The organism is Streptomyces sp. 6N223 (assembly GCF_052246635.1).
GTDB lineage: Bacteria > Actinomycetota > Actinomycetes > Streptomycetales > Streptomycetaceae > Streptomyces.
In genome coordinates, this window is sequence record NZ_JBQQCA010000049.1 from 26,756 (window position 1) to 40,906 (window position 14,151).

Annotated in this window: 11 protein-coding genes and 1 tRNA gene; 4 read left to right on the forward strand and 8 right to left on the reverse strand. The window is 69.5% G+C overall.

The features are described from left to right. Positions 1-14: 14 nt before the first annotated feature. Complete coding sequence (locus ACTWQH_RS25190) at positions 15-1,745, reverse strand: dynamin family protein (protein ID WP_443289024.1); 1,731 nt, start codon at positions 1,743-1,745, stop codon at positions 15-17. 228 nt (positions 1,746-1,973) lie between these two features. On the opposite strand from ACTWQH_RS25190, the gene ACTWQH_RS25195 reads away from it, so the two are divergent. Beyond that, positions 1,974-2,046: transfer RNA gene (locus ACTWQH_RS25195), tRNA-Arg, on the forward strand. Positions 2,047-3,404: 1,358 nt separating this feature from the next. Here the strand turns inward: ACTWQH_RS25195 and ACTWQH_RS25200 are convergent. The 5 genes from ACTWQH_RS25200 to ACTWQH_RS25220 form a co-directional block, all read right to left on the reverse strand. Beyond that, positions 3,405-5,000, reverse strand: a complete 1,596-nt coding sequence (locus ACTWQH_RS25200) for an N-acetylmuramoyl-L-alanine amidase (RefSeq protein WP_443289025.1) — start codon at positions 4,998-5,000, stop codon at positions 3,405-3,407. Positions 5,001-5,696: 696 nt separating this feature from the next. Next, positions 5,697-7,304 carry a tyrosine-type recombinase/integrase gene (locus tag ACTWQH_RS25205; protein WP_443289026.1) on the reverse strand — a complete coding sequence of 536 codons (1,608 nt, stop codon included), beginning with the start codon at positions 7,302-7,304 and terminating at the stop codon, positions 5,697-5,699. Between the two features lie 94 nt (positions 7,305-7,398). Then, positions 7,399-7,569 carry a helix-turn-helix transcriptional regulator gene (locus ACTWQH_RS25210; protein WP_443289050.1) on the reverse strand — a complete coding sequence of 57 codons (171 nt, stop codon included), beginning with the start codon at positions 7,567-7,569 and terminating at the stop codon, positions 7,399-7,401. Between the two features lie 827 nt (positions 7,570-8,396). Continuing rightward, positions 8,397-9,179, reverse strand: coding sequence for an IS5 family transposase (locus tag ACTWQH_RS25215; RefSeq protein ID WP_443289027.1), 783 nt, complete (start codon positions 9,177-9,179; stop codon positions 8,397-8,399). Between the two features lie 405 nt (positions 9,180-9,584). Next, a complete protein-coding gene (locus ACTWQH_RS25220) occupies positions 9,585-9,977 on the reverse strand; it encodes a winged helix-turn-helix transcriptional regulator (protein ID WP_443289028.1) in 393 nt (130 codons plus the stop codon). A gap of 106 nt (positions 9,978-10,083) precedes the next feature. Between ACTWQH_RS25220 and ACTWQH_RS25225 the strand changes: the two genes are divergently transcribed. The 3 genes from ACTWQH_RS25225 to ACTWQH_RS25235 all read left to right on the forward strand — a co-directional run bounded on the left by ACTWQH_RS25225 (position 10,084) and on the right by ACTWQH_RS25235 (position 12,726). Further along, positions 10,084-10,917, forward strand: coding sequence for an enoyl-CoA hydratase/isomerase family protein (locus tag ACTWQH_RS25225; protein ID WP_443289029.1), 834 nt, complete (start codon positions 10,084-10,086; stop codon positions 10,915-10,917). A 455-nt stretch (positions 10,918-11,372) separates the two neighbouring features. Further along, the gene (locus ACTWQH_RS25230) at positions 11,373-12,317 is read left to right on the forward strand and encodes an NADP-dependent oxidoreductase (protein ID WP_443289030.1); all 945 of its coding nucleotides are present in this window, start codon (positions 11,373-11,375) and stop codon (positions 12,315-12,317) included. Positions 12,318-12,516: 199 nt separating this feature from the next. Further along, positions 12,517-12,726 (forward strand): hypothetical protein, encoded by a 210-nt coding sequence (locus ACTWQH_RS25235; protein ID WP_443289051.1) that lies wholly within the window; start codon positions 12,517-12,519, stop codon positions 12,724-12,726. 363 nt (positions 12,727-13,089) lie between these two features. Here the strand turns inward: ACTWQH_RS25235 and ACTWQH_RS25240 are convergent, their stop codons facing one another. After that, positions 13,090-13,476, reverse strand: a complete 387-nt coding sequence (locus ACTWQH_RS25240; protein WP_443289031.1) for a transposase — start codon at positions 13,474-13,476, stop codon at positions 13,090-13,092. Further along, positions 13,477-14,097, reverse strand: a complete 621-nt coding sequence (locus ACTWQH_RS25245) for a helix-turn-helix domain-containing protein (RefSeq protein WP_443289032.1) — start codon at positions 14,095-14,097, stop codon at positions 13,477-13,479. Between the last annotated feature and the right edge of the window lie 54 nt (positions 14,098-14,151).

Genomic DNA, 14,151 nt, shown 5'->3' on the forward strand with positions numbered 1-14,151 from the left:
CTGTCCCTGAATCCCTATGTCGACCGGACCGGGGCTGCGGGCGCGGACGGGGCGGCGTGGCGGGCGCGAACGGCGGAGAGGGCGGCGACGAGCCCGACCTGGTGGTCCGGGGTGACCGCCAGCCGGTGCAACGGCTCGCCACGCCGGGCCCGCTCGGTGGCGAGCACCCGGTCCACGCAGTCGTTCAGCATCCGCGCGCCCTGCTGGCGCAGCCGCGTCGTGATCGCCGCCCCCAGCGCCCCGGCGAGGATCTGCTGCGCCACGGCGGCCGTCTTGCCGCCCAGCAGCGCCACGGCCAGCAGCGCGGCCGTCTCCGTCTCCTCACCCGAAAGGACCTGCGCGGGGGGCGGTGCCGCCCCCCGCAGCGGCCCGGTCCGCAGCGAGCCGGTCCCCAGGGGCACGCCGACCCCGCTGACGGCGCGCGCCTCCTCGACCAGCTCCTCCAGGCAACGCCGCAGCTTCCGCGCCTGGATCCCGACCCGGTCCCGCACCGAGCCGGCCCCGTCGTCGCCCCCGGCCGGCGCGCCGGGCTCGCGCCGCCACGCGGCGTCCGTGGCGGCGTCGGCGGCGGCCACGGCCTCGGCCAGCAGCCCGGTCAGCGTCTCCACCAGGGCGTCCAGCAGCTCCTCGCCGCTGGAGTCGTCGGGGAACGCAAGCCACAGCGCGCGGACCTGACCCGTCAGCAGCCCGCCACCGGCCAGGCAGGCGCGGATCCGGCGGGCCGCCTCCTCGTACGCCTCGTCGAGCCGCAGGTCGAGGCGTACGGCCGTGGCGTACTGCGCGGCACTCGCCCCGGCCAGCTCGCCGACGCGGCCGCGCAGCGAGGCGAGCGCGCCCTCGGCGGTGCGGGCGGCGGCCGCGGCGCGGGCGGCGGGGTCGAACGCCCGGCGGACCAGCCACTCGCGCAGCCCGGCGACGGCGGTGGCGGGCAGCACGCCGGAGCCGCCGGCCGACTCGGGCAGCTCGGGCACGGTGAAGCGGGGGACGTCGCCGAGCCCGGCGCGCTCCAGCAGGGTGGCGTAGTGGCGGGACACCTCGGCGGCGACCTGGTGCGGCACCCGGTCCAGGACGGTGACGAGCGTGACGTCGTACTCGCGGGCGCTGCGCAGCAGGTGCCAGGGCAGGGCGTCGGCGTACCGGGTGGCGGTGGTGACCAGCACCCAGACGTCGGCGGCGCAGATCAGCTCGGCCGCCAGCTCGCGGTTGCCGGGCACGAGGGAGTCGACGTCGGGCGCGTCCAGCAGCGCCAGCCCGGTCGGCACGGCGCTGTCGGTCTCCACAACCATCACCGGCTCCCCCCGATCCTCTCGCTGCGAGAGGTCCCGCCGCTGCCAGGTGACCCGCCCGAGGCTGGGCAGCACGCGCCGCCCTGTGAACCAGCGGCGGTCGTCGGGATGGCAGACGAGCACCGGCGTCCACGTGGTGGGCCGCAGCACCCCCGCTTCGCTGACCCGCCGTCCGACGAGGGAATTGACGAGCGTCGACTTCCCCGCGCCTGTGGAGCCGCCGACGACGGCCAGCAGCGGCGCCCCCGGCTCGCGCAGCCGGGGCAGCAGGTAGCCGTCGAGCTGTGCCAGCAGCTCATCGCGCGTACGCCGCGCCCGCTCGGCGCCGGGCAACTCCAGCGGGAAGCGTGCGCGGACAAGGCACTCCCGCAATGCGGTCAGCGCGTCCACCAGCTCGGGCCGTGCTTCCAAGATCGCCACATGCGCAGAATGCCCAACATGGAGCGTTTTCCAAAGCATATTCCCCCATGCGCGCCCCACCCTCGGGCATAACGAGTGCGCAACACCCACATCCCGAGCCTCCAAAAACGCTGCGCGCGTGGCACTCGACTGCGATTATCAGGTCTGCTTCACTGGATCTCCACACGACGGTGTTGCCGTGAAGCAACGGGAACGGCCCCCTCGAAGCCCTATCCTGTGCGCGGCGAGGTCACCACGGGGGCACCGTCCCAGCCATGAGGGAGACCGGCCCCCGTAGCTCAGTGGATAGAGCAGGCGCCTTCTAAGCGCTTGGCCGCAGGTTCGAGTCCTGCCGGGGGCGCACACACCTGGCGCCTGATCGAAGGAAAGACGCAGGTCAGGCGAGGTACTCACACCAGAAGTCAGCAGATGCCATGCGTGCCCCTGGGGGGCGCACACAGCGTGTGCATGATGCTTCCCCCACGCGCCTCGAGCTCGATCAGCGCAGGTCAGACCGCATGGCGCCTCGTGCGGATGGTGCCCCTGGCCTGGCCGCAGGTTCGAGTCCCTCGGGGGCACACGGCAAAGGGCTGGTAACGCCTCCGCTACTCCGATTCGGTGCCGCCCGGGTGGTCGGCAAGCCACTGAAGCCCCCGGCGGATCGCACTCACCTGTGGCTCACGCAAGGCTTCGCCGTCGGGTCCGTCGACCACGACGTACTCGTATCGGACAGCAAGACCCGGGTTCCGCTTCCCCTGCCCGACCTGCCTCACGCAGTCCCGTCCGTCCTCGTTCCCATCAGCATCCATGCCCACCAGAATCCGCCGACGCGGGGGGTTCTGCGCTGCCGCAACGCCGGGGAGGTCCAGAGTGAGTGTCGCCGTGGCCGCGCAACGCCGTGACACCCAGGTCTTGCGTGCTTCGGCGGACTCGAACCGCCGTCAGACACGCTCGCCTCACCGGGACCACCGCCTCGATGGTGAGATCGCCGCTGACCCGTGACGTCGGAGGGATCAGGATGCGCGATGATGGCCGAGCATGCCATGGTCGACGATCATGTACTCGTCCGTGCACGGAGCCCGGCCCCGAGTCGGCAGGGCCCACGCTTCCTCGTACGGGAGAGGCGAACGGTGTGGTCGGTCTTGGGGCGCGGGTGTCTCCACCGGTATGGGCTGGGATCATGGCGACCGGCCCGCCCGCGCAGAGCGCGTTCGCGTCGGCCGAAGCCGTTGGGCGGGGGATGCTGGAGCTGAGTGGACTGTCGCTGATGGGTGACTTTGCGTCTGCTAGGGGAAGCGTGTACGTGAGTCGTAGGTATCGATCGCGGGGAGGGGAGCAGTGGCTCAACGTCGGAGTAACGGAGACAGCGAGTTCCGGCGGCGGCAGCAGGCGAGGGAGCGTGCCCTGCTCGCGCTGTTCGAAATGCCGGCGTGCCGCAGTGAGTAGGGCACCTCGGCCAGCGGCGTGGCGGCCTCCTCCCGGGTCAGCGCCTTGCTCCGGGCGGCGTTCCACACCTCGCTGTTTCGGTGCTCTGGCTGGGCCGGTCAAGTGTGGGCGGAGGTCGCGAAACCCGCGCCGAACGCGGGCCGGGGATGGCCGGGTTCGGCGGGCCGTTCCCAGGGGCGGCGAAGTTCTTCGTCGGTACGGGCATCCGGTTCCGAGGGGCGCGCTACGCCGCGCGAGGTGGGCGGGGGTCGCGGTGGCGGCCCCCGCCCCGGACTATTTCCCGGTCTGGAGCATGGTCCACGTCTCAGGGCCGACGAGTCCGTCCACGGTCAGCCCACGGCCCTCCTGGTACTCGCGGACCGCCTCGGCCGTGAGCGGGCCGAAGACGCCGTCGATGTCGACGGTGCGGCCCAGCGCCGCGGTCAGCGCTCGTTGCAGCCGGGACACCGGCTCGCCCGTGCTGCCCTCGCTCAGGGCGTCCGCGCTGCCCGCGGCCAGCAGGGCAGTCCACGTCTGCGGGCCGGCGACGCCGTCCGCGGTCAGGTCGAGCGCCGTCTGGAACGAACGGACCGCGGCCTCGGTCTGCGGGCCGAACTCGCCGTCGCTCGCGCCGGCCTCGTGCCCGTTCTCCGTCAGTAGGTGCTGAAGGGCCGCCACCTCCGGGCCCATCGAGCCTGAGCGCAGCGTCGGGTACGACGGGAAGTCCAGCGGTGGAGTGCCGGGGTCACCGGGGTCACCGCCGAGCAGCTCCATGTAGTAGTCCCAGTCCCAGTTCGGCCCGGGGTCGGTGTGGTCGTTGTCCGGCACCTCGCTGTGGCCGACGATGTGCTCGCGGTCCTTGGGAATGCCGTACTCGTCGGCAAGGTGGCTGGTCAACGCCGCGGACGAACGGTACATCGCGTCGGTGAACCACTCTGGCTCATCGACCCAGCCCTCGTGCTCGATACCGATGCTGTAGGCGTTCCCGGAGCGGGCGTGCCAGGCGGTGTCGGCGTCCCGCACCATCTGGGTCACCTCGCCGTCCGAGGACCGGATGACGTAGTGGGCGCTCACCTCCGCCTCCGGGTTCTGGAACCAGCTGATCGTCCCCGCGTACGAGCCCTGGGTCACGTGGATGACGACGGCGCTGATCGACTGCGACCGGCCGCTCGTGAAGTTGGCGGAGCTCGCCGGGACCCAGAGGGCGTCTGGGTAGTCCTCGCTGAGCGTGTCGACCGAGGTGGCGGAGTACGGGCCGCGTTCGGGCGCGACGGCTCGCGGTGCGACCTCGACGGTTTCACCGCCGTCGACGGGCGCGTGGATGCCCTCGCGCAGCAGGGTGTAGACGTGGTCGGCGTACAGGCGTGCGGTGGCGTCCTCGGTGGCCCCGCCATACCGGACCACGACCTGGTACCAGGCGTCGATGTCGCCTCGGTCGGCGGCCGACAGACCGAGCCGGTCGGCGTACGCGCGCAACACGGCTGCGCCGCCGCGGATATTGGCGGAGTCTTGGTACCGCAACTCCGCGGCGGTAAGGGCGGTTTCGTGGGCGGCGAGATCCAGCGTCCGGTGGGTCGGGTTGTCCACCAGGTGCATCACGCCATAGCCGCGCGCCTGGCTCGGCAGGCCGTCGTGGCCGTCGAGGCGGCTCTCGCCGTAGCCGACGGCGACCAACAGGTCGCGCGGCACGTCGAACTCTTGGGCCGCGTCGTCGAACGCGGCGTTGAACGGGGTGTCGGTGTGGGGGGACTGGGCTGGTGTGGCCGAGGTGGTGGCGGTGGCCGACCCGGGCGTGCCGAGCAGGGCGGCGATGACGCCCATGGCCAGGACGGCGGTAGCTGCCAGGCCCAAGCTCTTGCGGAGCCGGGCCCGCTCGCGCGTGTGTGCCATCGAAGGGCTCCTCCTGGGTGGGGGGAAATGGCGCGGTCATGACAACTCACAACTCACACACAATCAACCCAACGAGGCGAGCGGGCAGTCATTTTCGCGCGCCTCTTACGATGGATCTACGCGCGCAGAATTTCAAGCCCCCTGGTTCACGTGAATGCCCCGATCCCGCGGTCGGGGCGGTGCGGGTCCACGGAGCGAGGAGAGGCGTTGACTGAGGCTGACCGAGGTCTACCGCGTCCGTGATTGGCTGGCCCTCCGTCTCGTGTCCGAGTTGAGCCCTGAACAACGGACCGTTCGATCACGGGCTGCACATCGAACGACGCATCCCGATCACGGAAGATGTGAAGGAGCCATGCACCGCAGCAGTATGCCGCGCTGCATACTGCCGCCGGTCCTGGCCCATGAACCCAGTGTCAACGGCCAGCCTGCTGCGCTGAGCGGGGTGGCCGGCCGGCTCGCCGAATGCTCAACGCTTGCATCATATTCAGGATTTGAGGCCTTGGTCCTGGGCCTCGTGTTCGTTCATCCCTTCCCGTCCCCCGTAGGTTTCCGGCTCGGGGTCGGTGGCAAGCGCAGAGCCTTCCGGTTTATGCCCAGATCAATCCATCGACCGGAGGGCGTGACGGTCCGAAACTCTGCGGCGCTCTCGTCCCCACCAGCAGGTCCCATGCCACCATCGACCCGCAACTGGCCCGATCAGCTGACATCACGGGTCTTCGGCAGACAGGTAGCCCACCGCACGATCAACGCGTCTGCGCAGGTCAGCGGGATTGCGGCACGACCAACCCTTTGTGGTGGCTCCTGCCGGGGGCGCACCTCACCCAGCCTCTTCCGCCATCCCTCGACACGAGATTTCCGCAGGTCAGAGGCCATGTAACGCAGAACGCACGAAGCCCGGCCCGCTCCCCCACGCAGAGGGAGCGGGCCCGGCTGTCTCCGGTTGTCACCGGGTCTGTGCGGGTCGCTGCGGCGAATACGCGGCGAAGTTCTCCTACGCCTCCCCCGCCTCCTCCTCCGCGTCACCCAGCAGTCCGGAGATGTCCTGTGCCGCCTCGATCCGCCGTTGCAGCTCCCTCGTCTGGCCGGACAGGCACCGGGCGTAGGTGGCCAGCAGGACGGCACGCTGTTGCCCGCCCATTCGGCGACCTGCGCCGGAGGAATGCCGTTGTTCAGCCAGGTCGTCAGGCAGGTGTGCCGCAGGTCGTAGACGCGCCTGCCCAGGGGCGAGGCGCACTCCGCCTCCGTCAGCACCTCCCGACGGGCGGCGCCCCACGCACGGCGGATCACCGAGCCTGCCAGCGTGCCGCCTCGCTCCCCCTGGAACAGCCGGTCCCCCGGCTTCAGCCCCTCGGCCGCAATGTGCTCGCGCAGAATCTTCACCAGCGCGGGGTGGCACGGTACGGGGCGCGTATCGCCCTCGGCCCTCCCCTTCAGGTGCCTCACCTCGTGAGTGTCGCCCGTGTCGGTCCACTCGCTGCCCACCTCAGGGGTGGCGGTGTGGATGAGGAGCTCTCCCCACTGGTCCGCGTCGGCTTCGTCCGGCAGGGTCGTATCCGCCACGTCCATCGCCACGACTTCTTCCGGCCGGGCCCCGGTGTAGTACATCGTTGCGAAGAAGGCATGGAGCCGTCTGCCGCCGCGGGGACGCCGGCGGATCCAGCCGAGCAGTCGCGCGGCCTGGTGCCGATTGACCAGGCACCGCTTGTCCACCGCCGTGGAAGTCTTGGGACCGCTGCCCTTTCCCTTGGGCAGCGGATTGGCGAGCAGGATGCCCCGCGTGACCGCGTAGATCATGGCGACGTTCAGCACCCGGCGGTGACGCTTGACCGAGGACGCCGCGACGGGCGTTCCATCCAGCTTCGTGGCCAATGCCCGGAGCACCTTCTCCACCTGCTCCGCGTCCTCCCAGGCCGCCATGGTGAGGGTGTTGCGGCGCACCCACCGCAGCACGGCCGCCACCTCCGGCGGCGCATCCTCCCGCCGGTTCGTGTTGAAGGCGTACTCGCGCAGGGCCGTGCGGACCTCAACCGGATCGAAGCGAGCAGGCTGCTTGCTCAGCAGGGCAACGGTGGTCGTCATCAGCGTCTTGGCGACGTTCTTGCGGTGGTTGCCCGACACCCGCGCCCACTGGCTGTCGACGAACTGAACGGCGAAGTCGTACCAGGTCGTTGACGTGGCCTGTGACCTGTGGGTGACGGGTAGCCCGGTTGAGGTGCTGAACGCCGTGCCCTTGCGGGTCGCGGTGACCAGCTCGGAGCGGAAGGCGTCGGCCTGTGCCTCGGTGCCGAAGGTGTCGCGGAACACTGTCCGCTGACCGTCCAGCGAACGGTGTAGGTCGTGTTCCGCTTGCCCTTGTAGACGCGGGTCTTCCAGATCCTGACATCGTAGGAGCTGGCCATCAGTCCTCGTCCTCGCGGTCGTCCAGCCAGGTCTCCAGGTCGCTGCGACGGACGCGGAGCGCGCCGTTCGGGAGCTTGATGCAGCGAGGGGCACGGCCCTTCTGGCGCCAGTCGTAGAACGTGGACTGCGAGATCTGTAGCTCTTCGCACACCTGGCTCAGAGTGAGCATGGCGCGCGGCCGGAATGCTGCCGCCGTCACGGCTTAGTCCCTTCTTCATGGATGGGCTGGGTTGGGTCACCGCGCGGCGGCCGTCTCTGGCCGGAGTGCCGCCGCTCGGATCGTGGTGTTCGGCTGTGGGAATGGTCTGGCGGGCGTCGAGCCCCCCAGCGCCGTCTGCGCTTGTGGTGGGAAGAAGCCACGGCCCGCGGCGGGGTGGCTTCTTTCCCAGCTACGCCGCAACGGGGGTGAGCGAACGAGTCGCCCACCCCCCGAATGTCTTAGAAGCCGTGTCTTTCCGGGCGTGATTGCTGCGTTTCCGCTGGTCAGGCGTAGTCCGGCTGCCGTGTGGCAGTGATGGCATGTCGTTGTCTCCTCGGTGGAGGTGTCGGGTGCCGTCGGTGATGGGGTTGCTGGAGGAGCGGGAGCGTGCTGCCAGGCAGCGGGTGGAGGCCCTTCAGGCCGAGTTGCGGGAGGCGGAGGCCGTGTGCGAGCGGTTCGTGATCGCTCGCGAGATGGTCGGGCAGGTCCTGGCAGAGCCGAGCGGGTGTGGGAACGCTCCGGTGACGGTGCCTGATGGGCAAGGGCGGCCGGTCGTGGGTGCGGTGCCCGGCTCGGTGGTGCCGGTGTGGAGGGAAGGACTTGACGCCGGCGTGCTGGCGCCGGACTATCGGCGGATCATGGCCATCGTGGCCGACCGGGGCGGGGAGGCGGTGGACTGCCGGCAGCTCGCTGCGGCGCTCGGTCTGGCTGTGGTCCCGGCGAAAGTCGAGGGGGTGCGGTCGAAGGTCAAGCGCCTGCAGCGCGGGGCTGGCTGGTCGAGACGGCGCCGGGCAGGTTCAGTGTCGCTGCCGGGCCAGGCGGCGGCTCATGACCATGCTCATCGACCACAGAATCATCGCCTCCGCACTGTCGGTGCGGCCCTCGTAGTCGCGGGTCAGGCGGCGGGAGCGCATCAGCCACGCGAACGTGCGCTCGACCAGCCACCTCTTGGGCAGCATGGTGAACCCCGCCGCGTTGTCGCTGCGTTTGACCACCGTCAGTGCGATCTGCCAGAGGCCTCGGGCGACGTCGACCAGCGGCCCGGTGTAGCCGCCGTCGGCCCACACCCTGCTCACGCGCCAATGCCTGTGCCGCAGCCGAGCCAGCAGGCCCCGGCCCGCGTCCCGGTCGGTGACCGACGCTGCCGTGACCATCACGGTCAGCAGCAGCCCGAGGGTGTCGACCACGATGTGCCGCTTGCGGCCGTTGACCTTCTTGCCGCCGTCGAAGCCCCGGGTGGCGACCGGCACCGACGCGGCCGCTTTCACCGACTGCGCGTCGATGACCGCGGCCGTCGGCTCCGCGTCCCATCCCTCGGTCTCGCGGACCCGGTCGCGAAGTCGGTCGTGCAGTTCGCGGGCCCAGCCCTTGTCCCGCCACCGCCGCCAGAAGGCGTAGACGCGGTCCCACGCGGGGAAATCGCTCGGCATCGCCCGCCACGTGATGCCGCCGGCCACGAGGTAGCGGACCGCGTCGATCATCTGCCGGTGGCAGTAGCCCTCCGGCTGCCCGCCCCTGCCCTCCAGCCATCCCGGCACCGGCAACAAGCCCCGCACCCAGGCCCACTCGGCGTCCGTCATGTCCGACGGATACCTCGGCCGTCTATCCGAACGATCCCCCGCATTGCCGTACTCGTGCGCGAGGCAATCACACGACCGGGCAACCGAGTTGGACGACGAGGACAACGGAACGCAAGACTGCGGCACAGGGCCTCCTGACGCTCGAAGGACTTCAGCAATCCCGAGCTGAGCAGGAGGCCCTGTTTTCATGCCTGCTTCGGCTGGAGATCATCCAACCGAGTCGCCGCACTCGAACCGGTGATCACCATGATCGATAGAGCAACGGCTTCTTACGTAACGTCACGACGCCCTGGTCAGAGCCTGAACTGTCAGGCGTCGACGAGGAATGCCGGAGCGTAACCGCGAGGCCGGCGCTCGTCCATGTCACTGCGACCCACCTACGCATCGACACCATCGAACAGGCGGTCAGGCGTCAGCCCTGCTGTCATACGCCCGCTGGCAGTTCTGGATCTCTTTGCTGTGCTCGACGGTCCAGTCGTAGAGGCGCCCGAATGGCTCGCGCAGGGACTCGCCCAGCGGCGTGAGGGAGTACTCCACGCCAACGGGTGATGTCGGCAGTACTTTGCGCTGAATCATGCCGTTCCGCTCGAGGCGACGCAGTGTCTGGGTAAGGACGCGCTGCGTCACACCCTCCAGGCCGCGCTTCAGCTCATTGAACCGGGTGGGCCGTTCCAGCAGCGCCATGACCATCATCGACCACTTGTCCGCGATCTGGTCGAGGATCGGCCGACTGGGGCAGTCCGCCCGGAAAATGGTAGGTGTTTCGGTGTCAACTCCGTGCAGGCCGGTGTCCTTCATGTGCCTTGGTGCTCCCAAAGTGCGTTCTTGACGATCCGAGCGGCGCCGCCGACGGTAGGTATGCATCGCAAACCTACATGCCTTTTGGCGACCTATGGAGACCTTCATGACGAACGATGCCTACTCCACCATGCGCGTGAGCAGCGAACACGGCGTCGCACGGATCGTCCTCGACAATCCCCCGGTGAACGTGATCGGCGCCACGATGATGCGCGAGCTCCGCACCGTGCTGACCACGCTCGCGGACGATTCATCGGTCCGGGTGATCGTCTTCTCGAGCGCCGACCCGGAATTCTTCCTCGCTCACGTGGACATGCGGATCGGGGAGAAGATGGACGTCCTCCAGGAGCTCGCTGCGTCGGCGCCGCCGGACATCAACGTGTTCCAGGCTGTCGGCGAGCTCATCCGCCACCAGCCCCAGGTAACCATCGTCAAGCTCGCCGGGAAGGCCCGCGGCGGCGGAGCGGAATTCGTGGCCGCAGCGGACATGGCATTCGCCGCCGTCGAGACCGCCGGACTCGGTCAGATCGAAGCGCTCATGGGCATCATCCCCGGCGGAGGCGGAACGCAGTACCTCCGGGACCGCGTGGGTCGCAACCGCGCACTGGAGGTGGTCCTCACCGCCGACCTGTTCGATGCCGAGACCGCGGCGTCCTACGGCTGGATCAACCGGGCCCTGCCCGCCGACGAGCTCGACGAGTACGTCGAACGTGTCGCTCGCAATATCGCCGCGCTGCCCGACGGTGTCATCGAAGCAGCCAAGCGCTCGCTGCCCGCCGATGACTTCAAGGAAGGACTCCTGCGTGAGAACGACGCCTGGGCTGCTACGTTCAGTCTGCTGGCCGCTCAGCAGCTGATCAGCGGGGGCCTGCGGGGCGGGGCACAGACACCGGCCGGCGAACGCGATCTGGAGGGACTGATGCGCAGCGTCGCGCACTGATTGTCGGACCTCCACCTGCACAACCGATGGCCCCCGGCCCGGAAACGCGCCGGGGCATCTGGCAGTTCAGGTGTCCCTACCTTGTTGACTGGGCTGAGCGAGCCATGCGTAGGGTCCTACGTTGTTGAGCGGGTTGATCAAGGCCGGTTGTAGGGTCTGGAGGCCCAGAGACACCGGGCATGGCTCTCGTAGGGTCGCCGTCGATGGCTCCTCCAACCTGGCCGCCCCGTGTCTCACGACGGCCTGACCGCTGATTAGGAGCCGCGAGTACCTCGCCGTACATCGCTGAGTAGGACCACGCCGGCAAGGTCGTCCGGAACCGCAGAACGCTCTACAGCTCCCTAAGAGGTCGTTACAGAATGACTTCACGAGGTCGCGACGGCCAGGGCCATGTGGCTGGTGGAGTGGCCTCGCCGCGTGGGAATACAGTCCAGCGCGGCAGGTTGCCCGGGGGCATGAAGGCTATTGGTGTCCATAACTTCGGCGGCCCGGAAGCGCTGCAGGTCCTGGATCTGCCCGAACCGCAGGCCGGTCCCGGTGAGGTCCGTATCCGGGTGCATGCAGCCGCCGTGAACCCGACCGATGTCATGCTGCGTACCGGCGGCCACGCCGTCCGCATGCCCGACCGCCAGCCCCCGTTCGTGCTCGGCATGGACGCTGCTGGGGTGATCGACCAGGTGGGGCCCGAGACCGACGATCGACTTGCCATAGGCCAGCGGGTGGTCGCCATGGTGCTGTTCACCGGCCCACACGGCGGCGCCTACGCCGAGCAGGTCGTGGTGCCTGCCGCGTCGGTGGTGCCGGCCCCGGAAGGAGCAGGCTTCCCCGCGGCGTCCACTCTGCTCATGAACGCCATGACCGCCCGTCTCGCCCTGGACGCGCTGTCCGTGCCGCACGGCGGGACAGTCGCCGTGACCGGTGCGGCCGGCGCCGTTGGCGGTTACGCGGTCGAGCTGGCAAAGGCCGACGGGCTGACCGTGATCGCAGACGCCGCCCAGCGCGACACCGAGCTGGTCCGCGGTTTCGGCGCTGACCATGTCGTCGAGCGCGGCACCGACGTCGCCACGCGAATTCGCGCGCTGGCACCCGAAGGTGTCCCCGGCTTTGTGGACGGCTCAATGCAGACCGCCCGGATCCTGCATGCGATCGCCGACGGCGGGACGCTGGCCGAGTTCCGGGGCTGGTCCGGCCCGGCCGAGCGCGGCATCCGAGTGCGCCCTGTGATGGTGCCAGATGGCATCACCGATACCCCAGGGCTGGACACGCTGCGCCGCCAGGCCGAGGACGGCACATTGACGCTGCGCGTCGCAGAGGTGCTACCGGCCGCCGAGGCGGTCAAGGCCCACCGCATGCTGGAGGCTGGCGGCTTGCGTGGGCGGTTGGTGCTCGACTTCTCCTGACCTTGCGATGTGTCGGGTTACGGATCGTATGAGTTCGGTGTGGCGGCTGGGAGTTGGGGGTGTTGTCAGGCAGGGTCTGCCAGATGGTTGATGATCTTGTGCCTGATGATCTGTGGGAGCGGATGGTTCCGCTAATCCCCGCCCGCCCCGTCGGCCCGCTTCCCCGGCCGGAAGCCATCGGCTGCAGCGGGGTGACCAGTTGGCGACGGCTGCGGGACTGGGTGCCGACCGGTTCACGCCCGAGGAAGGCGAGGCAGTGGCCAAGGAGCTGTGCGAGCGCCTGCTCGCGATCCCGATGACCGAGCCGATCGCGTACCGAACGCAGAACGGCGGAGACTACGACCACAACCTCGTGTTGCGGCCGGACGTGGCACCGGGCCTGACCGGACTGGGAGCGCACGTGGCCTGACGCCGGTGCAGACGCCGATAAAGGGACAGCGCTGGGCGCCCACATCGGCAAGCACCATGCTGTGGGCGTGGGTGCCCGGCCGTGGGGTTGCCTTCACGAGGCTGTCAGCGACGCCGTGTCCGCGCTCGGGGTTGTCGTACAGCTTATGCAGTGTCCGTGCCCCGGCAGCTCCAGCCCGGTCCCCGGGTTTCGTGGAGTCCGAGCAGTGCCCCGGGTTCGGTGGAGCCGAGTCACTTGGTTTTACGTGGCTTTACGCTACAGGCGCTGTGCGCAGTTCGTACTCGACGGGAGTCAGCATCGCGAGGGCGGCGTGTCTGCGTGCCCGTTGTGGAAGATCTCAAGGACTCTGTTGCTCAATTGATGTCACGCTGCGAGGTCGAGGGCGGCCAGCCGCGAGGTGCGTGTGCGGGCGAGCAGGGTGTCGTTCCACCAGGCATCGAGGCGGATCGGGCAGATGTCGACCGCCGTGAGGACCTGCGCGAGATGGGTCTTGGCCAAGCCGACATTGCGGGTCCGACGGACTCCGGCAGTCGCGACGGCCTGGTGGATGGTGCCTTCGAGTCCGGCGCGGGCCGCGCAGCGGTCCTTCCACTCGTCCGTGGCCTGCTCGGCACGGAAGCGTTCCAGCACGGCGTCCTGTTCCTGAAGACGGACAGCCATGCACCTACGGCATGGTGACTTGCGGAATCCGCAAGGTGGTCGCCGTGGGAGATGCTGACGGCGCAAACGGCGCCCTTCGAAGGCGGGCATTTACGCGCGGGGGCCGCCCGTATCGCGGTCGCCGTCGGAGTGCTGGTCGGCGCTGTCGCGCTGGTGGCCGCGGCGGGCGTCGCGGTCGAAGATGCCCAGGATCTCGCAGGGGCCGCCCTCGGCACCGATGGCGTGGGGCAGCATGGTGGGGAACTCGGCGGCCTGGTTGGTCTCGACGCGAAAGCGCCGGTGGCCCAGCATGAGGATCGCGGTGCCGGACAGGACGACGAGCCATTCCCGTCCGGGGTGCGCGCGCAAGCGGGAGGAGTTGTCCGGCGGGGGCTCGGTCATGCGCTGGCGCACGACGCTCATGCCGGGGTCGCCCTTGACAGGCCAGCGCATCAGGCCGTGCGCGCCGTCGATCATCGGGCTGGTGACGACATCGTCGGAGGCAGTCTCGACCAGCTGGTCCAGCGACGTGTCCAGGGCGCGGGCCAGGGTGACGAGCTGGTCCAGGGCGAGGCGGCGCCGACCGTTCTCGATGCGGGAGAGTGTGGACTGGCTGACGTGCGCGCGGGCGGCCAGTTCCTCCAGGGACCAGCCCTGTGCCACCCGCAGGGCGCGGATGCGTTTGCGTACGAGGCTGTCCAGGTCGCCATTGTCTTGCGCCATAGGCAACATCGTATGCCCGTGACGCAAAACACGGTTAGCGTCCTTTGGCAGAGGCCCGGAGCA

Bases quoted from the DNA above. Each gene is read 5' to 3' on its own strand.
- ACTWQH_RS25190 (WP_443289024.1), bottom strand. From the start codon at position 1,745: ATGCTTTGGAAAACGCTCCATGTTGGGCATTCTGCGCATGTGGCGATC.
- ACTWQH_RS25200 (WP_443289025.1), bottom strand. From the start codon at position 5,000: ATGGCACACACGCGCGAGCGGGCCCGGCTCCGCAAGAGCTTGGGCCTG.
- ACTWQH_RS25210 (WP_443289050.1), bottom strand. From the start codon at position 7,569: ATGCTCACTCTGAGCCAGGTGTGCGAAGAGCTACAGATCTCGCAGTCC.
- ACTWQH_RS25215 (WP_443289027.1), bottom strand. From the start codon at position 9,179: ATGACGGACGCCGAGTGGGCCTGGGTGCGGGGCTTGTTGCCGGTGCCG.
- ACTWQH_RS25220 (WP_443289028.1), bottom strand. From the start codon at position 9,977: ATGAAGGACACCGGCCTGCACGGAGTTGACACCGAAACACCTACCATT.
- ACTWQH_RS25225 (WP_443289029.1), top strand. From the start codon at position 10,084: ATGACGAACGATGCCTACTCCACCATGCGCGTGAGCAGCGAACACGGC.
- ACTWQH_RS25230 (WP_443289030.1), top strand. From the start codon at position 11,373: ATGAAGGCTATTGGTGTCCATAACTTCGGCGGCCCGGAAGCGCTGCAG.
- ACTWQH_RS25240 (WP_443289031.1), bottom strand. From the start codon at position 13,476: ATGCCCGCCTTCGAAGGGCGCCGTTTGCGCCGTCAGCATCTCCCACGG.
- ACTWQH_RS25245 (WP_443289032.1), bottom strand. From the start codon at position 14,097: ATGTTGCCTATGGCGCAAGACAATGGCGACCTGGACAGCCTCGTACGC.